This window comes from Stenotrophomonas sp. YJH_SMC_133, from assembly GCF_059370655.1.
Genome location: NZ_JCAFTW010000004.1, coordinates 372934 through 393144 on the forward strand (window position 1 = coordinate 372934; position 20211 = coordinate 393144).

Consider the following 20211-nt stretch of genomic DNA (forward strand, 5'->3'; position numbering starts at 1 on the left):
TTACTTCGCCGAGGCCTGTGCGGTGGACGGCGCGGGCGGGGCAACCGATGCCTGCCAGCCGCCACCCAGCACCAGGAACAGATGGATCTGGTCGCGCGAGACCTGCGCTTCGGCGGCGGCCAGGGTGGCGTCGCTGGTGGCCAGGCTGCGGTCGGCATCCAGGCTGGACAGGTACGGCGTGCGGCCACCCTGGTACAGCCGGCGGTTCTGCTCGGCGGCCAGTGCGGCCTGCTCCTGCGCGATGCGCAGCGATTGCAGCCGGCGCAGGTCCTGCGCATAGCGGTCCAGCGCGGTCTGGGTCTCGCGCAGCGCCTGCAGCACGGTGTGGTCGAACTCGGCCAGCGCGGCATCGGCACCCGCCTCGGCGGCGTGGATGCGTGCGTGCGTGCCGGAGGACGGCAGCGTCCACGAGATCAGCGGGCCGATCGACCACTGCTGGGTCATCGGCGTGCCGAAGTCTTCCAGCAGGCCGGCGGCACCCACCGAGGCACCCAGGCGGATGTCCGGGTACAGCTCGGCGGTGGCGACCCCAATCCGCGCCGTGGCCGAGGCCAGCTTGCGCTCGGCCTGGCGCACGTCCGGGCGGCGCTGCAGCAGCGCCCGGCCATCACCGACCGGCAGCGGCTGCGCCAGGCCGGGGGCGTGCGCACAGTCGATCACGCCGGCTGGCAGCTGGCCCGGGGTTTTCCCAAGCAGCGCGGCCAGCGAATAGGCGGCCGCCGAACGCTGCGCGCGTAGCGGCGGCAGTGCCGCCTCCAGCAGTGCCACCTGCGCATTGGCGCGGGCCAGTTCCGGCGGCGTGCCGCGGCCGGCCGCGATCAGGCGCTCGGTGACCGTGCGGCTGCGCTGCTGCAGCTGCAGCGAGTGCTCGGCCACGTGCAGTTCGTGGTTGGCGTGGCAGATTTCCAGGTAGCTGTCGGCGACCTGCGCGACGACGCTGACCTGGGCCAGGTCGCGCGCCGCAGCAACCGACTGCTCGTCGGCACGCGCTGCCTCGGCGCCGCGCTTGAGCTTGCCGAACAGGTCGAACTGGTAGCTGACCGCGAACTTGCCATCGGCCAGGTTGATCACCGGCAGCTCGTGCTCCTGCAGGAACGATTCGGCCGACAGCTGCGCGCGGCTGACGCCGGCCTCGGCCTCGTACTCGAAGCCACCGGCGTCCAGCGCCTGTTCGTACACCGCCGCCGCACGACGCAGGTGTGCATCGGCGGCCTTCAGTTCCACGTTGTCACGCAGCGCCTGGGTGATCAGGCCGTCCAGCACCGGGTCGTTGTACAGCGACCACCAGCGGTCGGGCAGCGCCTGGTTGGCGGCCACCTGCGGGTTCTGCGTATCGATGAAGGCTGCATTGGCCTCCGGGCGCTTGAAGGCCGACCCTTCCGGCAGGGCGTAATCCGGGCCGACGGTCCTGCAGGCCGCCAGGCTGGCCAGCGCAACGATCAGACCGAGACGGGGCAGGGCGGCGTTCACAGGCCCGCCTGTGTCGGCGCAGTACCGGCCTTGTCGTTGTGCGGATGGCGGCCGGTGTCCACGGTCACCGTGGCGGTGCGGCCGGCGATCAGTTCCACGCCCTTGGGTACTTCGTCGATGGCGATGCGCACCGGAATGCGCTGTGCCAGCCGCACCCAGTCGAAGGCCGGGGTCACGTTCGGCAGCAGGGTGCTGCCGTTGCTGCGGTAGCGGTCCTCGATGCCGGCGGCGATGCTTTCCACGTGGCCACGCAGCGGGGCCGACTCGCCCATCAGGCGGATGTCCACGCTCTGCCCCGGAGCTACGCCGCGCAGGCGGGTTTCCTCGAAGTAGCCATCGATGCGGAACGAGCCGGTATCCAGCAGCGCCAGCACCGGCTTGCCGGCCACCACGTAGTCGCCCACGCGCAGGGTGCGGTCGTTGACCCGGCCATCGGCCGGCGCGCGCACCTCGGTGCGGTCCAGGTTGAGCTCGGCCAGGTCGACCGCCGCCTGTGCGGTGGCCAGCGCCGCCTGTGCGGCCTGCAGCTTGGCGCGGCGCACTTCGGCGTCCTCGGCGGCGACCAGGTCCTGCAGGCTGCGGTCACGGCCGATCTCGCGGCGCAGCTGCGCCACCGATGCCTGGCGCTCGGCCAGGTTGGCGCGGGCCTGCTCCAGCGCGATGCGGTAGCGGGCGCGATCGACCACGAACAGCAGGTCACCCTTCTTCACCGCCTGGTTGTCGGCCACCTGCACCGTTTCCACCAGCCCGGACACGTCCGGCGCCACCTGCACCACGTCGGCACCGACATGGGCATCGCGGGTCCACGGCTCATCCATGTAATAGACCCACAGCTGGCGCAGCACCAGCAGGGCGATGATCACGGCTGCGCTGGTGAGCAGCACCGGCAGGGTCTTCTTCACGATCTTGTTCACGATTGCATCCAACGCAGGAGGTGGAACAGCAGGCCAAGCACGATCCCGTACAGGGCCAGGTTGAACAGCGCCGGGTGCCATACGTGGCGATAGGCGCCGGCACGCTGCAGCAGCGCGTGCAGGCCGCTGTTGACCAGGTAGGCCAACAACATCAACCCGAGCAGGGTCGGGACGAACACTCCGTGGAGACTGAATTCACCGGGCATCGGTAGGGGCGGGGGCGAGGAGGGGGAGGGGAGGGACAACAGAACAACGGCAACGGGCAAAAGCCGCTGGCGTGTGCACGGCAGCGGCGGTGTTCGGGGGCAGCGGTCTTACGTGATGCGGTCGGCGGCCTCGGCCAGCAGGCGCCATGCCTTCAGCACGGCGTGCAGTTCATCCATGGAAAGCTCGCCGAACACGTCCTGGCGCAGGCCGATCAACTGGTCTTCCAGCTCGCTGACCAGCGCGTGTCCCGCGTCGGTCAGCCACAGCAGGTTGGCGCGGCGGTCGCTGGCGTCGCTCTCGCGGCGGACCAGGTCGCTGGCGCACAGCTTGTCCAGCAGGCGCACCAGGGAGGGTCCTTCCATGCCCAGCTGCTGCGCCAGCGCCACCTGACGGATGCCACCGCCGGAGCGGCCGATCATCAGCAGCGGCATGGTGCAGGCGGTGGAGATGCCGTAGCTGCCGAGCCGGCTGTCGGCCAGGCGCTGCCACTGCCGCCCTGCGTACAGCAGGCCGGAGCTGAGCTGCATCTGCAGCACGGTGCGCTCGTCGAGGGGTCGGTCCATAAGAGATAGATAGGATACTACTAATTTCATTCCTATCAATAGGTTTTTCTGAATGGGTGGGTGTAGTGAGGAAAGCGTTGCGCCTGCCTGGTGTCGGGTGGGGCAGCGGGCGCCGGACGGTGCAGGACACGCCGTGAACCCCCCTCCGGGGTCCGGCCCAGCCGCTGGCGGCTGTGCGTTCGGGCGCTTGCGAGGCATGCCTCGCAAGCAAGCGCCCTCACCCTTGGGGGCTCGGCCGCGGCATCCATGCCGCGGACGGTCCTGCCCCGCCCGGCCCCCGCGGCCTTCCCATCCCCCCGCGAGCGCGGTGGGTTGGCTCTTGGAAGCAAGAGCAGAAGCAGTGCGGACCAACGGTCCGCACCCACCAAAGCACAAAACACCACAGCAGCGGCGCGCCGATTCCGAAGCCATGAACCCCCGCTTTTGCCCCCGCTTTCGGGGGGCAGGCCGCGCCCGCGGGACACCGCCAGGGAGTGGGAGAGGGGGCTGCGCAGGACCGTTGGCGCCATGGATGGCGCCATCGAGCCCCCATGGACGGGTTTACGGCGTGTCCTGCGCTGCCCCCTCTCCCACTCCAAACCGATAGCAACGACGCGCCAACAACGACCCCCGATGAACCGTCCCAACAGGACGACCCACCCCCCGGTCGGGTACGATGCTCGCCCCCCGTTCGGGACGCTGTACGCAATGAGCAAGAACAACGAAAAGGCCGCCCCGCAGGGCGACGTGACCCAGGACCAGGCCGAGGATGCCGTGCGCACCCTGCTGCGCTGGGCCGGTGAGGACCCGTCCCGTGAAGGCCTGCTGGATACCCCCCGCCGTGTCGCCGAAGCCTATGGCGACTGGTTCAGCGGTTACCGCGACGACCCGCGCGCCTACATGGAGCGGACCTTCGAGGAAGTGGCCGGCTACGACGAGCTGATCGTCCTGCGCGACATCGAGTACGAAAGCCACTGCGAGCACCACATGGCCCCGATCATCGGCCGCGTGCACGTCGGCTACCTGCCGGCCGGCAAGGTGGTGGGCATCAGCAAGCTGGCCCGTGTCGTCGAAGCCTACGCCCGCCGTTTCCAGGTGCAGGAGAAGATGACCGCGCAGATCGCCCAGTGCATCCAGGATGTGCTGCAGCCGATCGGCGTCGGCGTGGTCGTCGAAGGCGCCCACGAGTGCATGACCACCCGCGGCATCCACAAGCGCGGCGTCAGCATGGTCACCTCCAAGATGCTGGGCAGCTTCCGCGACGACGCGCGTACCCGCGCCGAGTTCCTGCGCTTCATCGAAGTGGGCGGCAAGCGCTGAGCCGCTTGCCCGCACCACGCCGGCTCCTGCAGGCCGGCATGCCCACGGCTGTCCACGCGGCAGCTGTGCATGGCGGTTTGTCCCTGTCAGCCCTACAGACTTCTTTCGCTGCATGAAGCATCGCGAACGCATTGCCCGTTACCGCCACCTGCGCGAACAGCCCCAGTGGAAGCTGCTTGCCGCCGACCACGCTCCGGAAATCATCGGCCTGCTGCAGGGCCTGCTGATGGACGGTGAGCGCACGTTGCCGTCCTCGGTACTGAACGAGCGACTGCAGCGCGCGCTGGACCAGCTGGCCGGCGATGAACTCTCGCGCGAGCTGCCGCGCACCGCCCAGGCCTACATCGCGCACTGGCTGGCCCAGGGCTGGCTGGAACGCCGTCTGCCCGAAGGCGCCGACCAGGAGCAGTACGAGCTGGCGACCGCGGCACTGCAGGCGATCCGCTTCGCCGACGGCCTCGAGCAGGCCCGCGTGGCCGCCACCGAAAGCCGCCTGGCGCTGGTCATTGAGCAGCTCTCGGCGCTGGCTGCGCAGACCGAAGCCGATCCCGATGCGCGCCTGTCCGCGCTGCACGACGAGCGCGACCGCATCGATGCCGAAATCGCCCGGGTCGGCACCGGCCGCGTGGTTGCGCTGGATGGCAAGCGCGCGCTGGAACGCACCCGCCAGATCATCGGCCTGGCCGACGAGCTGACCGAGGACTTCCGCCGCGTGCGCGATGACTTTGAGCAGCTCAACCGCGATTTCCGCGAACGCATCATCGACGACGAGGGCGAGCGCGGCGATGTGCTGTCGCAGCTGTTCGAAGGTGTGGATGTCATTGGCGAAAGTGACGCCGGGCGCAGTTTCCAGGCCTTCTGGCGGCTGCTCAACGACGCCGAACAGAGTGCCCAGCTCGATGCCGCGCTGGAAGCGGTGCTGGCGCGCGGCTTCGCCCGCCGCCTGGACCGCAACGAACGCAACTTCCTGCGCAGCTTCACCAGCACCATGCTCGAGCGCGGTGGCCAGGTGCACGACGTGCTGCAGAACTTCGCGCGCAGCCTGCGCGGCTTCGTGCAGAGCCGTGGCTACCTGGAACAGCGCCGCCTCAACCAGTTGTTGAAGCAGGCGCAGTCCGAAGCGCTGGCCCTGCGCGACGAATTCCCCGCACAGCGCGGCATCGGGCGCGACCTGCAGCTGACCACCAGCCGCCTGCGCTCGTGGTCGCAGTGGAAGCTGCATGATCCGCGCAGCGCCCAGGTCGACGGCAATGTCGAGTACAACGACGCGGCCGCGATCAGCCTGGAGAGCGTCGGCGACCTGGTCGCTTCGTCCGAAATCGACTTCCGCACCCTGCGCCGCGACCTGCACGACCTGCTCGATGCACAGCCGCGGCTCAGCATCGCCCAGGCCCTGTCGCAGCGCGAGGCGCCGCAGGGTCTTGGCAGCGTCATCGGCTATCTGTCGCTGGGCACGCGCTTCGGCAACGTGGTCGCCGGCGAGCAGGAGCTTGCGCAATGGCGTGGTGGCGACGGCCAGGTCCGTCGCGCCCGCATCCCGCTGGTTTGGTTCACCCAGGAGAGACGCCATGAGCTGGCATGAAGATCCCATCGACGCAGCGCAGGCCGACGTGGCGGAAGACGCCTACGAGGCCGAACCGGTGGCGGCCGTGGCGCAGCCCCGCCGTGGCAACGACGTCTATTACCTCGGCGACACCGGGCGCCTGCCGCTGGATGCGCGCCGCGCGCTGTGCCAGCTGCTGATCGGCCCCAGCATCGACCAGCTGCGCCACGCCAAGCTGTGGCCGGCACTGATCCGCAGCGAAGCGGCCATCCGCTCGTCGCTGGCGGACCTGTTCCTGGAACTGGTGCTCGACCGTGACAGCGGCGTGGCGTTCACCCGCCAGGCCGATACCGAAGACGTCGACGCGCCGGTGCTGCTGCGCACCTCGCCGCTGACCTTCATCGACTCGGTGCTGTTGCTGTACCTGCGCCAGCAGCTGGCCGAAGCCGATGCGCGCGGCAACCGCGCGGTGGTCGCCGATGCCGAAATGGCCGAAGCACTGGCCATCTACGAAAAGAACCTGTCCACCGACCGCGCCGGCTTCAACCGCCGCGTCGCCTCGGCGGTGCAGAAGATGAAGGACAACCACATCCTGACCCGCCTCAGCGGCCAGGAAGACCGCCACGAAGTCTCGCCGGCGCTGAAGCTGCTGTTCTCCGCCGAAGACGTGTCCCAGCTCTCGGCGGTCTACCGCCAGCTGCGCGAAACCCCGGCCGCCGAGGCCTGAGAGACCCGACCATCGCATGGCTATCTCCAAGCACACTCCCGCCCTGTTCAACGAAGGCCTGCCGGACCCGCGCCTGCAGCAGTTCCGCATGCGCCGCCTGCAGGTGCACAACTGGGGCACCTTCAACGGCCTGACCGAAGTGCCGATCGCCGAGCGCGGCTTCCTGTTCGTCGGACGTTCCGGCTCGGGCAAGTCGACACTGCTCGATGCCATGTCCGCGCTGCTGACGCCGCCGGCCATCGTCGACTTCAACGCTGCCGCGCGTGAAGCCGAGCGCAGTGGCCGCGACCGCAACCTGGTGTCCTACGTGCGTGGCGCGTGGGCTGACCAGCAGGACAGCGGCACCGGCGAAATCGCCACCCAGTACCTGCGCAAGGGCGCCACCTGGACCGCACTGGTGCTGGAATACCGCGCCGGCGATGGCCGCGTGGTCAGCCTGGTGCGCCTGCTGTGGATCTCCGGCAACGGCACCTCGGCCGGTGACGTGCGCAAGCACTACATGATTGCCGAGCGCCCGTTCGACATCGCCAAGGATCTTGGTGGGTTCGACCTGGACCTGCGCAAGCTCAAGCAGAAGCTGTCCGACCTGCACCACTTCGACACCTTCTCCGGCTACGCCGAGCGATTCCGCGACCTGCTCGGCATCGACAACGAGATGGCGCTGCGCCTGCTGCACAAGACGCAGTCGGCGAAGAACCTGGGCGACCTCAACGTCTTCCTGCGCGACTTCATGCTCGACACGCCGAAGACCTTCGACGCCGCCGAGCGCCTGGTCAGCGACTTCGCCGAGCTCGATGGCGCGCACCAGGCAGTGGTCACCGCACGCCGCCAGGTGGAAACCCTGTTGCCGGCACGCGCCTACTACAACGATCTGAAGGAAATGCACCGCCAGCGCGGTGACGACGAAGCGCTGAAGCTCGGCGTCGACAGCTTCCGTGAAAGCCGCCGCCAGGCGCTGATCGAAGCGCGCCTGCGCGAGATGGACGTGCGTGACCGTGGCCTGCTTGGCGAAGAAGCCCAGCGTCGCGCCGCATTGGACAACCACACCGAGCGCCTGGCCGAACTGGAACTGCAGCGCCGCCAGCAGGGCGGTGAGCGCATCGAAGAACTGGAACGCGAGCAGGGCCGCGCCGAAGCCGAGCGCGACCGCCGCCAGGCCAAGCGCGAGCAGGCAAGCCTGGCCGCGCAGCAGCTGGGGGCCGAACTGCCGGACGACGCACACGGCTTCGCCGAACTGGTCGAGCGCGCACAGAACGAGCTGCAGGACCGCCAGCGCGCCTCTTCGGCGCTGGACGATGCGATCAGCGATCGCCTGGGTGGCAAGCGCGATGACGAGCGCCGCTTCGGCGAAGTCCGTGCGGAACTCGAAGCGATGCAGCGCACGCCCTCCAACATCCCGGCGCCGATGCAGAAGCTGCGCGCGCGCCTGGCCGAGGAAACCGGCATCGCTGAAGCGGCGCTGCCGTTTGTCGGCGAACTGATCCAGGTCCGCTCGGAAGAGCAGGGCTGGCAGGGTGCCATCGAGCGCGTGCTGGGTGGCTTCGCGCTGTCGCTGCTGGTCGACGACAAGCATTACAACGACGTCGCCGAGTGGGTGAACCGTACCCACCTGGGCATGCGCTTCACCTACTACCGCGTGCGCCGCAACGATGATGCGTTCGCCCGTGAGCCGTCGGCGAAGTCGCTGCTGCACAAGCTGGAACTGCGCGAACACGTGTTCGAAAGCTGGCTGCGCCGCGAGCTCGGCAAGCGATTCGACTACGAGTGCGTGGATGCCAAGCAGCTGCGCAACGTCGACCGCGGCATCACCCGCGAAGGTCAGGTCAAGCATCCGGGCGACCGTTTCGAGAAGGATGACCGCAGTGCGGTGGGCGACCGCCGTCGCTGGATCCTCGGTTTCAACAACCACGACAAGGTGGGCGCCTTCGAGCGCGAAGCTCAGGAACTGGCCAAGCGCATCGCCAGCTGCGAGACCGACATCGCGCGCCTGCGTGGACAGCGTGACCGCGACAACGAACGCCGCCTGGCCTGCCACGAGCTGGTCAGCATCAGCTGGAACGAGATCGACATCGCCGCCCCGCAGCAGCGCCTGAGCGACATCGAGGCCACGCTGCGCGACCTGCGCGAAGGCAATGCCGACCTCGCCAAGCTGGCCAAGCAGATCGACGCCGTGCGCGCCGACATCGAGCAGGCCCGCCGCACCTATGAAGACGTCCGCGTCGAGCGCGGGCAGCTGGTCAAGGAACGCGACCGCCTGGACCGCGCGCGCCAGCAGAGCCGTGCGCTGGTGCTGCCGAGCCTGGCCCAGGAGCAGGAAGCCGGCCTTGCCGAGCGCCTGCAGGAGCAGGGTCCGCTCAGCCTGGAAACGCTGGAAGCGCACATGCGCCAGGTCAGCAACGCGCTGAACGAGCAGCTGTCGTCCTCGCAGCAGGACCTCAACCGCATCGAGAACCAGTTGATCGGCTGCTTCCGTCGCTTCATCCAGCAGTGGCCGGAGGAATCGGGCGACTTCACCGTGTCGGTGGCCTCGGCCGAGGACTTCCTCGCACGCCTCGAACGACTGGAGCGCGATGGCCTGCCGCAGCACGAAGAGCGCTTCTTCGATCTGCTGCAGAACCAGAGCAAGAACAACCTGCTGGCCCTGCAGCGCCACAGCGCCGAGGCCCGCAAGTCGATCGGCCAGCGCCTGGACGAAGTGAACGCCAGCCTGGAACAGGTGCCGTTCAACCGCGGTACGCTGCTGACCATCGAACTGAGCGACCGCCGCCTGCCGGAAGTCGGCGAGTTCCACCTGCAGCTGCGCGAAGTGCTGTCGCAGCAGCAGACCGAGCAGCGCGAGCTGGCCGAATCGCAGTTCACCGTGCTGCGCCAGCTGGTCAACCGCCTGGGCTCGCAGGAAGGCGAGGACAAGCGTTGGCGGGAGCTGGTGCTGGACGTGCGCATGCACGTGGAGTTCATCGGCGTCGAGCTGGATGCGGAAACGCGCCAGCAGGTCGAGATCTACCGCAGCGGCGCCGGCAAGTCCGGTGGCCAGCGCCAGAAACTGGCTACCACCTGCCTGGCCGCGGCACTGCGCTACCAGCTCGGCGGTGCTGACAGCCAGCTGCCCAGCTACGCCGCAGTGGTGCTCGACGAAGCCTTCGACAAGGCCGACAACGAGTTCACCGCACTGGCAATGAACATCTTCGACAACTTCGGCTTCCAGATGGTGGTTGCCACCCCGCTGAAGTCGGTGATGACGCTGGAACCGTTCATCGGCGGCGCCTGCTTCGTCGAAATCAGCGGCCGCCACGACTCCGGCGTGCTGCTGATCGAGTATGACGAGGAAGGCAAGCGCCTGAAGCTGCCCGAGCGCAGCCGCCAGCAGGCCAACGAACCGGAAGAAGCCGAGGCCTGACCTGGCCGATTGAAGGGGAATGCCGGCCAGCGGCCGGCACTACATGGGCGGGGTTCATGACCCGATCGGATGGGGAATGCCGGCCAGCGGCCGGCACTGCCCATGGGCGGGGTTCATGACCCGATCGGATGGGGATGCCGGCCAGTGGCCGGCACTATCCATGGGCGGGGTTCATGACCTGATCGGATGGGGATGCCGGCCAGCGGCCGGCACTACCCATGGGCGGGGTTCATGACCCGGTAGTGCCGGCCGCTGGCCGGCAACCGCGTTCACGCAGCGCGGAACGTATCCCACGCCATCCGCGCGATCAGCACCACCACCAGCCCCACGAACAGCTTGCGGATGAACGGCGTGCCGCCCTTCAGCGCCAGGCGCGTGCCCACCACCGAGCCGATGATGTTGGCCGCCGCCATCGGCAGCGCGAACAGCCACAGGATGTTGCCGGTCGGCACGAAGAACGAGATCGCCGCCACATTCGTCGCCAGGTTCACCACCTTTGATGCCGCCGAGGCGCGCAGGAAATCCAGCCCGAAGAGGCGCACGAACAGGAAGATCAGGAAGCTGCCGGTGCCCGGCCCGAAGAAGCCATCGTAGAAGCCGATCGCCGCACCGATCGCCAGCGCGATCACCAGTTCGCGGCGACCGATCTCCTGCGGACGGTGCAGCGCGCCGAAGTCCTTCTTCCACAGTGTGTAGGCCAGCATCGCGACCAGCAGCACCAGCACCAGTGGGCGCACCGCGTCCTTGGGCAGCAGGCTTACCGCGGTGGCGCCGGCGAAGGAGAAGATGAAGGCCGTGCCGGCCGCGAACAACACCGGCTTCCACGGGAAGCGCACGTTGCGCGCATAGCGCCAGGCGGCCGCACCGGTACCGAACATCGAACTGAACTTGTTGGTACCAAACAGCATCGCCGGCGTCTGCTGCGGCAGCACCGTGAACAGGCCAGGCAGCTGCACCAGCCCACCACCACCGACGGCGGCATCGACCAGCCCGGCGATGAAGGCGATGACCACCAGCCACCACAACTCAGGGGGAACCAGTTCCAGCACGGCGATCAATCGATATGGGGGCGCGACAGCATACGCCTGTCCTGCACTGGTTGACCGGTGCCCCGCGTGGATCCATCCGGACAACCCGGCGACAATGTCCGCATGAGCCGAAAACCCACCGATCCCTGCCCCTGCGGCCTTCCCGCCGAGTACGCCGCCTGCTGTGGCCGTTTCCATGCCGGTGAGGCCGCCCCCGATGCCGAGCGCCTGATGCGATCACGTTACAGCGCCTATGTGCGGGGGCTGGCGGACTATCTGCGCCAGAGCTGGCATCCGGATACCCGTCCGGCCGAGTTGTCGCTGGATGATGCGCCCGGCCAGCGTACGCATTGGCTGGGCCTGACCGTGCACGAGCACACCGTCACCGGCGCCGACAGCGCCGAAGTGCGCTTCACCGCCCGCTACCGCGTGGGCGGCGGCAGCGCGGTGAAGATGGCCGAGCACAGCCGCTTCCTGCGCGTCGACGGCCGCTGGTACTACCTCGACGCGGTGTGAGCCTCAGCCGCCGCGTGCCGCCAGCACGCGCTGGCCGGCATGCGCGCGGACCTGGTTGCGGCCACCGTCCTTGGCTGCGTACAGCGCCTGGTCGGCGGCCTTGATCACTGCCGCTGGCCGCTCATCCACGCGGCTGTCTGCCAGCCCGATGCTCACCGTCACCTGCACCGTCTGCCCGCTTCCGCCGCGTCCTCGTTGCCGGCGCCCCGTTTCATCGTCGCGGCTGCGTGTGCTCCGGTCGCGCAGCTGCATGCGGGTGTCCTCGATGGTCTGCCGCAGCGCCTCGACTGCATCCACGCAGGCCGCTGCGGGACGATCCAGGAACACCACCGCGAACTCCTCGCCGCCATAGCGGAACGCCCGGCCACCATCGCCCACCCGGCCCAAGCGCGAGGCCACCAGGCGCAGCACATCGTCGCCGGTGTCGTGGCCGTGGGTGTCGTTGAACGACTTGAAGTGGTCCACGTCCACCATCGCGATGCTGTAGGTGCCGCGCGCCCGCTGCAGGGTCTCATTGAAGGCGCGGCGCCCCGGCAGGCCGGTCAGCTCATCGCGGAAGGCCATATGGAAGGACTCCTGCAGCATCGCGCCCAGCATCAGCAGCAGGGCCGCGCTGGCCAGTGCCGGCAGTAGCACCGGCTGCAGGAACACCCGTGGCAGCATCCACCACAGGCACAGCAGGGCCAGCAGCATCGCCGTGTGCAACGGGCGCGGATGCCGCCAGGCCTGCCAGCCCAGCGCGGCGGTTGCCAGAAGGAACAGCAGCGCTGGCAGCTGTGCCAGCGCGTTCCAGTCGGCCGGAATCCAGCTCCAGTGGCGGTTGGACAGCAGATCGTGCATGCCCCGGGGTTGCTGCGTGGCCAGCAGCAGGAAGATCATCAGCGCGGTGCCACTGGCAACACTCCGCAACAGCAGGTCGTGGCGGCGCCGCCCGCGCTCGGGCCACAATGCCAGGCCCGCGAACAGCAAGGGCAACCAGGCCGAAATGGCATGGAAGCGCAGCGGTGTCAGCGCCGTGACGTGGCCGCTGTGCAGGTAGCCGCCCACGTCCTGGTGCAGCAGCGCGAACATGACCGCCACCACCAGCAGCAGGCAGAGCGTACGCACCTGGTGGTAGAGCAGGGCAAGGCCGGCGCCGAGGCAGGCCAGCAGCCAGGGCAGGATGCGTTGGGCCGGACTGGCAACGTCTTCGTTGCCCAGTGCTGCCCACAGCACCACGGCAACCAGCACGGCGGGCAGCACGAACAGGTAATGCGCAGGCTGGCGGAGCGGATGCAGGGGCAAGCAGGAATTCCAGCGCGGTGACGACGCGGCCGCAGCATTGCCGTTAGCGGCGTTCGCACCGGCTTCTTGAATGCGGGATGGTCACGCATGTGAACGCGTTGACGTCGAACGATGACATCGCACTCACCCTGTTGCGCAGATGCTGCCCGGATGGACAGCGTAGCCACCGCCGTCGCTGCCCCGCAGCGCGATCTCGCCCGCCAGTACGCATGTGTGCGGAACCGCAGCATGCACCTGGCAGCCCCCCTCAGCGCCGAAGATGCCATGCTGCAGAGCATGGCCGATGCCAGCCCGAGCAAATGGCACCTGGCCCACACCACCTGGTTCTTCGAATGCTTCGTGCTGGCCGGCTTCCCACCTGCACCGGCGCATGACCCTGCCTGGGACTACCTGTTCAACAGCTACTACAAGAGCCTCGGCCCGGCGCATGCCCGGCCGCAGCGTGGGCTGCTGTCGCGGCCATCGCTGCAGCAGGTGCGCGACTACCGCCAGCAGGTCGATGCACAGGTGCAATCGCGGCTGGCGGCAGGCGACCTTGATGAGCAGGCACTGCAGCACCTGCAGTTGGGCCTGCAGCACGAACAGCAGCACCAGGAACTGCTGCTCACCGACATCAAGCACGCGTTCTGGTGCAATCCGTTGCAGCCGGCCTACCGCGAGGACCTGCAGCCTGCAACCAGCGCTGCCAGTGCGCAGGGCTGGATCGAGTCGCCCGAGCGCATCGTCACCATCGGCGCCGCAGCCTGGCCGCAGCACACCGCCTTCGCCTACGACAACGAATCGCCGGCGCATCGCGTGCTGCTCGCCGCGCACGCACTGGCCGAGCGCCCCGTCAGCAATGCCGAGTACCGCGCCTTCATCGACGCCGGCGGCTACCGCGAACCGCGCTGGTGGCTCAGCGAAGGCTGGGCGCTGCGCGAAGCCGAGGGCTGGCAGCACCCGCTGTACTGGGATGGCGCCCTGCAGCGCGAGTACACCCTGGGCGGTTGGCGCGAACTGGATCCGCATGCGCCGGTCTGCCACCTCAGCTACTACGAGGCCGATGCCTGCGCCCGCTGGGCCGGCGCGCGCCTGCCCAGCGAGTTCGAGTGGGAGGCTGCCGCCGCAACGCTGCCGCCTCGCGGTCATTTTGCCGATGACGATCGGCTGCACCCGCAGGCTGCCGGGGGCAGTGGACTGCGTCAGCTGTTCGGCGATGTATGGGAATGGACCCACAGCGCGTATGGCGCCTACCCGGGCTTCCGCCCTTTCGCCGGCAACCTCGGTGAATACAACGGCAAGTTCATGTGCGGACAATGGGTGCTGCGCGGTGGCAGCTGCGCCACGCCGCGTGGCCACGTGCGTGCCAGCTACCGCAACTTCTTCATGCCCCCGGCGCGTTGGCAGTTCTCCGGGCTGCGCCTGGCCAGGGACCTCGCATGAGTACGGTGCACGACGCACTGCAGGCGCTGACCGATCTCACCCCTGGCCGCCAGCAGATCCTCACCGACGTGGTGGCCGGGTTGTCGCGCACGCCGCGCCAGCTGCCGTCCAAGTACTTCTACGATGCGCGCGGCTCGCGCCTGTTCGAGCAGATCACGCAGACCGCCGAGTACTACCCCACGCGCACCGAGCTGGCCCTGCTTTCACGGGTACTGCAGGACATCGCCCGAAGCGTCGGGCCGCATCTGCACGTGGTGGAACTGGGCAGCGGCAGTGGCCGCAAGACCGCGTTGCTGCTGGCCGCCCTGCACGACCCGGTGGCCTACACGCCGATTGAAATCTCGCGTGCCGCGCTGCTGTCCAGCATCGACCATCTGGCCCCGGCGCTGCCCGAGGTGGAGATGCTGCCGGTCTGTGCCGACTTTACCCGTCCCGTCGCCGTACCCATGCCCGAACGCGACCCCGCGCGACGGCTGCTGTTCTTCCCCGGTTCCACGCTGGGCAACTTTGAAGGCGAGGACGCGGTCGCGCTGCTGCGCGCGATGCGCCAGACCATGGGGCGTGATGGCCTGGCCCTGGTCGGCATCGACCTGCACAAGGACCCGGCGTTGATCGAGGCGGCCTACAACGATGCGCAGGGCGTCACCGCCGCATTCACCCTGAACCTGCTGGCCCGCCTCAACCGCGAGGTCGGCAGCGACTTCGATCTGCAGGGCTTCCGTCATCGTGCCCGCTACAGCGTCGCGCGGCTGCGCATCGAGACCGATCTGGTCAGCCAGCGGGCACAGGACGTCCATCTGGATGGCCGGACCTTCCATTTCGAGGCCGACGAACCGATCCGCGTCGAATACAGCCACAAGTACACCGACGAGAGCTTCGAAGCGCTGCTGCGGCCGGCTGGCCTGCAGGTCATGCAGCGCTGGGATGCTGAAGGCCCGGCCTATGGCCTGCGCCTGTTGCGTGCCATCTAGGGCGGACGGCCAGCCGGTACCGCTTCAGGTTCAGCAGCACCGCTACCCCTAAGATGGCCGTGCAACGGCAACACGGAGGACGCCATGCCCATTCTGACCACGCTCGGCCTGGCGGCCGCTCTTGCCTCGGCGCCGACAGCGCCCGCCGCTCCTGCCGGCGACATCGATCCGGCGTTCAGCCGCTGCCTGTCGGGCCTGCAGGCCACCGCTGTGACACAAGGCATCAGTCCCGACCGTTTCAACGCGATCACCGCCGGCCTCACCCCGGACCCCAGCGTGCTCGGCCTGCTTGATGCGCAGCCGGAATTCACCACGCCGATCTGGGACTACCTGGCCGCGCTGGTCGATCGCCAGCGCGTGGCTGATGGCCGCGCCCTGCTGCAGCAGCACCGCGACCTGCTCGATCGCGTGTCGGCGCAGTACGGCGTCGATCCGGCCACTATCGTCGCGGTCTGGGGCGTGGAGAGCGACTACGGCCGCGTGTTCGGCAAGCGCCCGCTGCTGCAGTCATTGGCCACGCTGTCCTGCGCCGGCCGTCGCCAACCCTTCTTCCGCGGTGAACTGCTGGCGCTGCTCAAGCTGATCGACCGCGGCGACCTGCAGGCCCAGGGGCTCACCGGCTCCTGGGCCGGTGCCTTCGGGCATACGCAGTTCATGCCCAGCACCTATGCACGCATCGCCGTGGACGGTGATGGCGATGGCCGCCGCGATCTGGTCGGCAGCATTCCCGATGCACTGGCCTCCACCGCCAACTACCTCAAGCGCGCCGGCTGGCGCAGCGGCGAGCCGTGGGGCATGGAAGTCCGCGTTCCTGCGGGCTTCAACGCCAGCCAGGCCGGCCGCACCCAGCGTCGCGCCCTGGCCGACTGGCGTGCGCAGGGCGTGACTGCGCTGGATGGCAGCGTGTTGGCTCCAGCCAACCTGCCGGCGGATGCGCGCGCCGCGCTGCTGCTGCCGGCCGGCAACAAGGGCCCGGCATTGCTGGTGTTCCGCAACTACGACGCGATCTACAGCTACAACGCCGCCGAAAGCTATGCGCTGGCGATCGCGACGCTGGCTGACCAATTGCGTGGCGGCAACGGGTTGGCCACCGCCTGGCCGACCGATGACCCGGGCCTGGGCCGCGATGAGCGCCGCCAGCTGCAGACCCTGCTGCTGGCCCGCGGCCACGATATCGGTGCCGCCGACGGCATGATCGGTACCGCCACGCGCCGCGCGATCCAGGCCGAGCAGCAGCGCCTGGGCTGGAGCGAGGTGGACGGCCGCGCAGGCCAGCGCATCCTGCGCACGCTGCAGGAAGAGGCGACCGCCATCGCACCCGCTGGGCAGAAAGCCTTGCCGGCGGCACGTTGACCGCGACATCATCGCCGCGGTCTTCAAGGAGCGTCATCGCATGCAGTCGAATCCGGACATCAGCACCGGCCTGTATCACGGCCTGGAGGCCTGGCAGGTGCGAACCGCCAACGCCACGGCGGTCGTCAGCGTGTTCGGCGGCCAGCTGCTGTCGTTCATTCCTGATGGGCAGCCCGATCTGCTGTGGCTTTCGCCCACGCGCGCCGAGCTGCCCACGCCCATCCGCGGTGGCGTCCCGGTGTGCTGGCCGTGGTTCGGTCGCCAGGGCCAGAGCGCCGATGTACCGGCGCATGGCCTGGTACGTACCGCGCGCTGGGAGCTTCTGCAGGCCAGCCAGCGCGATGATGGCGAGGTCGAGCTGCAGTTGGCGCCTGCGCCCAGCGCCGATCGCGGCCTGCGCCTGCAGATGCAGCTGCGCATTGGCCGCCAGCTGCGCCAGCAGCTGGTCACCGAGAACACCGGAACCTCGCCGGTGACCTTCACCCAGGCCCTGCACAGCTATTTCCGGGTGGGCGATGCCAAGCGGGTCGAGGTCGAGGGCCTTGACGGCCTGCAGTACCTGGACAAGTACGAGGACTATGCGCAGCTGCGCCTGCAACAGGGACCGTGGTCATTGCGCGATCCACGTGATCCCGGTCGCAGCGATCGCATCTACACCGGTGCCGGCGGCCATTACGTGCTGCATGATCCCGTACTACAGCGGCGGATCGAGATCCGCAGCGAAGGCAGCCAGACGCTGGTGGTCTGGAATCCGGGTGCCGAGGCGGCAGCCAGGATGGCCGATGTCGGCGAGGGCTGGCGCGATTACGTATGCCTGGAAGTGGCCAACGCAGGCCCGGAGCAGATTACGCTTGCGCCGGGTGCGCGCCATCAGCTGGTGCAGACCCTGGGCAGTACCGCGCTGTAGGCGCGGACAACGATTTCAGTTTGTCGATGCAGGTAGCAAGGACGGAAAACATGCAGGAAGCACAATGGTGGTACGCCAATGGCAGGCAGAGCAGTGGGCCGGTGGATCTGGCCGGTCTTCGCCAGCTGCAGCAGGAAGGGACGGTTACGGCGCGCACCCTGCTCTGGTGCGAAGGCATGCCCTCATGGCGGCCGTTGGCGGAACTGGAGCAGGCTTCCACCCCCGTCGAGGTGGCTCCGGCCCTGGATATCGACGCAGCCCCTGCGGTTGAGGGCATCGCGCCGGATGTCGGCGATCCGTCCGATCCCTATCGTGCGCCGGCCGCCGCACCGGACAGGGCTGCGGCTGCCGGGCTGGAGGGCGAGATGGCCTTGTACGCCAGCGTGGTCGGCGGCAACTTCCCGATCTATCGCCAGCGCTGGCGGCTGGATCAGGGCGTTGCCACGGGCAGTGGCACCTGGCATTGGCCGGCCTTCCTGCTCGGGCTGATCTGGATGATGTACCGCAGGATGTACCGCCTGGCGGCGATGTGGGCTGGCCTGCTGCTGCTGATCAGCGTGGTGGAGACCTGGCTGGATGTGCCGGATGGCCTGTCGCTGGTCATCACCTTCGCGCTGAGCATCACCACCGGCATCTTTGGCAACAGCTGGTACCTGGCACACTGCCAGCGCCTGATCGCCCAGGCCCGTGCCGTCACCGGCGACGATGATGCACGGCTGCGCAGCGAGCTGACCGCGCGTGGCGGCACCAGCGTGGTCGCCACACTGATCGCCATCGTCATCGCGGTGGCGCTGAGCATCGTCGGCGCCGCATTGGCCGGGTAGGGTGGGTCAGCGGTCCTGACGGGGCCGCAGCACCAGCAGGCACAGCGCACCGGCCACCAGGCCCCAGAACGCCGAGCCGATGCCGGCCAGTGAGACGCCCGAGGCGGTGACCAGGAAGGTGACCAGTGCCGCCTCGCGGTCCCGCTCTACCGCCAGCGCACTGGCCAGGCTGTTGGCGATGGTGCCGAACAGCGCGATACCGGCCACGCAGGCCACCAGCTCCTTGGGGAAGGCAGCGAACAGTGCGGCTACGGTGGCACCGAACAGCCCGATGACGATGTAGAAGGCACCTGCCGCCATGGCGGCGGTATAGCGTCGTGCCGGGTCCTCATGGGCATCACGGCCCATGCAGATCGCGGCGGTGATTGCCGCCAGGTTCAGCGCGTACGCACCGAACGGCGCCAGTAGTGTATTGACCACACCGATCCAGCCGATCAGCGGCGACACCGGGGCGTCGTAGCCGGATGCCCGCATCACCGCCACGCCCGGAATGTTCTGCGAGGCCATGGTGACCACGAACAGGGGCAGGGCGATGCCGGCCACCGCGGTCCAGGACAGGGATGGGGTCACCCATTGCGGTACCGCCAGTTGCAGCTGCACCTGCTGTGCGTGCAGCAGGCCACGGCTGGCCGCAACCGCGATGCCGACCAGCAGGGTGGCGATGACCGCATAGCGCGGGAACAGGCGGCGTCCGGCCAGCCACGTGGCGAACATGGCCAGCGCCAGTACCAGCTGGGTGTTCATGGCCACGAACACGTCCAGACCGAAGCGCAGCAGCACCCCGGCCAGCATGCCGGCGGCCAGCGCCATCGGTACCCGTTGCATCAACCGGGCGAAGATGCCGGAGAAGCCAGCCAGCATGCCCAGAACCGCAGCGAGCAGGAATGCACCGGTGGCCTCGGAAAGAGATGCGCCGCCGGCACCGACCACCAGCATCGCCGCGCCCGGTGTCGACCATGCGGTCACCACCGGTACCCGATAGCGCAGTGACAGCCCGATGCAGGTGACACCCATGCCCAGTCCCAGTGCCCACATCCATGAAGCGATCTGCGCCTGATTGGCACCGACAGCTTGTGCAGCCTGGAACACGATGACGGCCGAACTGGCGAAGCCGACCAGCACAGTAATGAAGCCGGCAACGAGGGCCGGTACTGAAAGGTCGCGCCACCACGCTTGCCGCACCTGCATGTTCATTGCCGTCTCTCCACTGTGCATCCGTGCATTGATAGCCCTTGTGGCGTTGACCGCGCAACGCGCGGTCAACGCCACAGTGATCTTCGAGCGTATGCCATGCGTGACGTTGCCTTGGTTCTGTCATCACCGTGCAAAAAAATGCTTGACGAAATCTGCAGGATCTCTAGAATTCGCTCCCTTGCTGCAGCGCACCGCTTCTTCGGAAACGGCACGCAAACAGCAACGCCACCACCGACGAACGAGATGATCGAACGAAGGTGTTGACGGACTCGAAAAGTCCGGCATAATAGGCGGCTCGCAACGACGAAAGGCCTCCGGGCCCAACGACGAAGCAGCATCGGCAACAACGTCCACCCCGGTGAGACGGCCTTGAAAAAAGGTGTTGACGAAGCGGAAAAGCCGGCTATAATGGGCGGCTCGCTACGAAGGAAACTTCGCAGCACACGGGAACGGCGCTGAGGCCACTTCCCCGGATCTTTGAAAGTATGCGCAGGTATCTTGTGAAGGCGCCTGCAGGAAGGATGATTGTCCATCTTGCAGACGTTTGATCAAGCAACTATTAATTGTTTTAAAGCAAGCGATACGTTGCCAG

The 20211-nt window shown here is 68.1% G+C and carries 17 protein-coding genes; 10 read left to right on the forward strand and 7 right to left on the reverse strand.

Annotated elements, in window-relative coordinates; translation table 11 throughout:
- The 4 genes from AC5P78_RS08240 to AC5P78_RS08255 form a co-directional block, all read right to left on the reverse strand.
- Nucleotides 1–1470, reverse strand: a complete 1470-nt coding sequence (locus tag AC5P78_RS08240) for an efflux transporter outer membrane subunit (protein ID WP_049460860.1) — start codon at nucleotides 1468–1470, stop codon at nucleotides 1–3.
- Nucleotides 1467–2384 carry an efflux RND transporter periplasmic adaptor subunit gene (locus tag AC5P78_RS08245; RefSeq protein WP_049460862.1) on the reverse strand — a complete coding sequence of 306 codons (918 nt, stop codon included), beginning with the start codon at nucleotides 2382–2384 and terminating at the stop codon, nucleotides 1467–1469. The genes AC5P78_RS08240 and AC5P78_RS08245 overlap by 4 nt, the downstream gene beginning before the upstream one ends.
- On the reverse strand, nucleotides 2381–2590 hold the full coding sequence (locus AC5P78_RS08250) for a DUF1656 domain-containing protein (protein ID WP_010487502.1): 210 nt from the start codon (nucleotides 2588–2590) through the stop codon (nucleotides 2381–2383). Before AC5P78_RS08250 ends, AC5P78_RS08245 begins: the two co-directional genes overlap by 4 nt.
- Nucleotides 2591–2698: 108 nt before the next feature.
- Nucleotides 2699–3154: a MarR family winged helix-turn-helix transcriptional regulator gene (locus AC5P78_RS08255; protein ID WP_012481667.1), complete on the reverse strand. Its 456-nt coding sequence runs from the start codon at nucleotides 3152–3154 to the stop codon at nucleotides 2699–2701.
- Nucleotides 3155–3841: 687 nt separating this feature from the next.
- On the opposite strand from AC5P78_RS08255, the gene folE reads away from it, so the two are divergent.
- The 4 genes from folE to AC5P78_RS08275 all read left to right on the forward strand — a co-directional run bounded on the left by folE (nucleotide 3842) and on the right by AC5P78_RS08275 (nucleotide 10120).
- Nucleotides 3842–4453 (forward strand): GTP cyclohydrolase I FolE, encoded by a 612-nt coding sequence (gene folE, locus AC5P78_RS08260; RefSeq protein ID WP_004141296.1) that lies wholly within the window; start codon nucleotides 3842–3844, stop codon nucleotides 4451–4453.
- A 112-nt stretch (nucleotides 4454–4565) separates the two neighbouring features.
- Complete coding sequence (locus tag AC5P78_RS08265; protein WP_005411693.1) at nucleotides 4566–6035, forward strand: DUF3375 domain-containing protein; 1470 nt, start codon at nucleotides 4566–4568, stop codon at nucleotides 6033–6035.
- Nucleotides 6022–6723 carry a DUF4194 domain-containing protein gene (locus AC5P78_RS08270; RefSeq protein ID WP_005411692.1) on the forward strand — a complete coding sequence of 234 codons (702 nt, stop codon included), beginning with the start codon at nucleotides 6022–6024 and terminating at the stop codon, nucleotides 6721–6723. The genes AC5P78_RS08265 and AC5P78_RS08270 overlap by 14 nt, the downstream gene beginning before the upstream one ends.
- Nucleotides 6724–6739: 16 nt before the next feature.
- Nucleotides 6740–10120, forward strand: a complete 3381-nt coding sequence (locus AC5P78_RS08275) for an ATP-binding protein (RefSeq protein WP_495217182.1) — start codon at nucleotides 6740–6742, stop codon at nucleotides 10118–10120.
- Between the two features lie 269 nt (nucleotides 10121–10389).
- Here the strand turns inward: AC5P78_RS08275 and AC5P78_RS08280 are convergent, their stop codons facing one another.
- On the reverse strand, nucleotides 10390–11169 hold the full coding sequence (locus AC5P78_RS08280) for a sulfite exporter TauE/SafE family protein (RefSeq protein WP_495217183.1): 780 nt from the start codon (nucleotides 11167–11169) through the stop codon (nucleotides 10390–10392).
- A gap of 102 nt (nucleotides 11170–11271) precedes the next feature.
- Here AC5P78_RS08280 and AC5P78_RS08285 point away from each other — a divergent pair, with 102 nt between their 5' ends.
- Nucleotides 11272–11664 carry a YchJ family protein gene (locus AC5P78_RS08285; RefSeq protein WP_005414942.1) on the forward strand — a complete coding sequence of 131 codons (393 nt, stop codon included), beginning with the start codon at nucleotides 11272–11274 and terminating at the stop codon, nucleotides 11662–11664.
- Between the two features lie 3 nt (nucleotides 11665–11667).
- Here AC5P78_RS08285 and AC5P78_RS08290 read toward each other — a convergent pair whose 3' ends face one another.
- Complete coding sequence (locus tag AC5P78_RS08290) at nucleotides 11668–12948, reverse strand: GGDEF domain-containing protein (protein ID WP_065184131.1); 1281 nt, start codon at nucleotides 12946–12948, stop codon at nucleotides 11668–11670.
- Nucleotides 12949–13098: 150 nt separating this feature from the next.
- Between AC5P78_RS08290 and egtB the strand changes: the two genes are divergently transcribed.
- The 5 genes from egtB to AC5P78_RS08315 all read left to right on the forward strand — a co-directional run bounded on the left by egtB (nucleotide 13099) and on the right by AC5P78_RS08315 (nucleotide 18425).
- The gene (gene egtB, locus AC5P78_RS08295; RefSeq protein ID WP_495217184.1) at nucleotides 13099–14370 is read left to right on the forward strand and encodes an ergothioneine biosynthesis protein EgtB; all 1272 of its coding nucleotides are present in this window, start codon (nucleotides 13099–13101) and stop codon (nucleotides 14368–14370) included.
- Nucleotides 14367–15341 (forward strand): L-histidine N(alpha)-methyltransferase, encoded by a 975-nt coding sequence (egtD, locus tag AC5P78_RS08300; RefSeq protein WP_024958386.1) that lies wholly within the window; start codon nucleotides 14367–14369, stop codon nucleotides 15339–15341. Before egtB ends, egtD begins: the two co-directional genes overlap by 4 nt.
- Nucleotides 15342–15425: 84 nt before the next feature.
- A complete protein-coding gene (locus AC5P78_RS08305; protein ID WP_012481659.1) occupies nucleotides 15426–16694 on the forward strand; it encodes a lytic murein transglycosylase in 1269 nt (422 codons plus the stop codon).
- Nucleotides 16695–16734: 40 nt separating this feature from the next.
- Nucleotides 16735–17601: a D-hexose-6-phosphate mutarotase gene (locus tag AC5P78_RS08310; RefSeq protein WP_005411684.1), complete on the forward strand. Its 867-nt coding sequence runs from the start codon at nucleotides 16735–16737 to the stop codon at nucleotides 17599–17601.
- Nucleotides 17602–17651: 50 nt separating this feature from the next.
- Entirely contained in the window at nucleotides 17652–18425 is a 774-nt protein-coding gene (locus AC5P78_RS08315) for a DUF2628 domain-containing protein (protein WP_005411683.1), read from the forward strand.
- A 6-nt stretch (nucleotides 18426–18431) separates the two neighbouring features.
- On the opposite strand, the gene AC5P78_RS08320 is transcribed toward AC5P78_RS08315, so the two are convergent.
- Nucleotides 18432–19619, reverse strand: coding sequence for a benzoate/H(+) symporter BenE family transporter (locus tag AC5P78_RS08320; protein ID WP_005414935.1), 1188 nt, complete (start codon nucleotides 19617–19619; stop codon nucleotides 18432–18434).
- Between the last annotated feature and the right edge of the window lie 592 nt (nucleotides 19620–20211).

Coding starts and splice junctions, on each gene's coding strand:
- AC5P78_RS08250 (WP_010487502.1), bottom strand. CDS start 2,590: ATGCCCGGTGAATTCAGTCTCCACGGAGTGTTCGTCCCGACCCTGCTC.
- AC5P78_RS08255 (WP_012481667.1), bottom strand. CDS start 3,154: ATGGACCGACCCCTCGACGAGCGCACCGTGCTGCAGATGCAGCTCAGC.
- folE (WP_004141296.1), top strand. CDS start 3,842: ATGAGCAAGAACAACGAAAAGGCCGCCCCGCAGGGCGACGTGACCCAG.
- AC5P78_RS08265 (WP_005411693.1), top strand. CDS start 4,566: ATGAAGCATCGCGAACGCATTGCCCGTTACCGCCACCTGCGCGAACAG.
- AC5P78_RS08270 (WP_005411692.1), top strand. CDS start 6,022: ATGAGCTGGCATGAAGATCCCATCGACGCAGCGCAGGCCGACGTGGCG.
- AC5P78_RS08275 (WP_495217182.1), top strand. CDS start 6,740: ATGGCTATCTCCAAGCACACTCCCGCCCTGTTCAACGAAGGCCTGCCG.
- AC5P78_RS08285 (WP_005414942.1), top strand. CDS start 11,272: ATGAGCCGAAAACCCACCGATCCCTGCCCCTGCGGCCTTCCCGCCGAG.
- egtB (WP_495217184.1), top strand. CDS start 13,099: ATGGACAGCGTAGCCACCGCCGTCGCTGCCCCGCAGCGCGATCTCGCC.
- egtD (WP_024958386.1), top strand. CDS start 14,367: ATGAGTACGGTGCACGACGCACTGCAGGCGCTGACCGATCTCACCCCT.
- AC5P78_RS08305 (WP_012481659.1), top strand. CDS start 15,426: ATGCCCATTCTGACCACGCTCGGCCTGGCGGCCGCTCTTGCCTCGGCG.
- AC5P78_RS08310 (WP_005411684.1), top strand. CDS start 16,735: ATGCAGTCGAATCCGGACATCAGCACCGGCCTGTATCACGGCCTGGAG.
- AC5P78_RS08315 (WP_005411683.1), top strand. CDS start 17,652: ATGCAGGAAGCACAATGGTGGTACGCCAATGGCAGGCAGAGCAGTGGG.
- AC5P78_RS08320 (WP_005414935.1), bottom strand. CDS start 19,619: ATGAACATGCAGGTGCGGCAAGCGTGGTGGCGCGACCTTTCAGTACCG.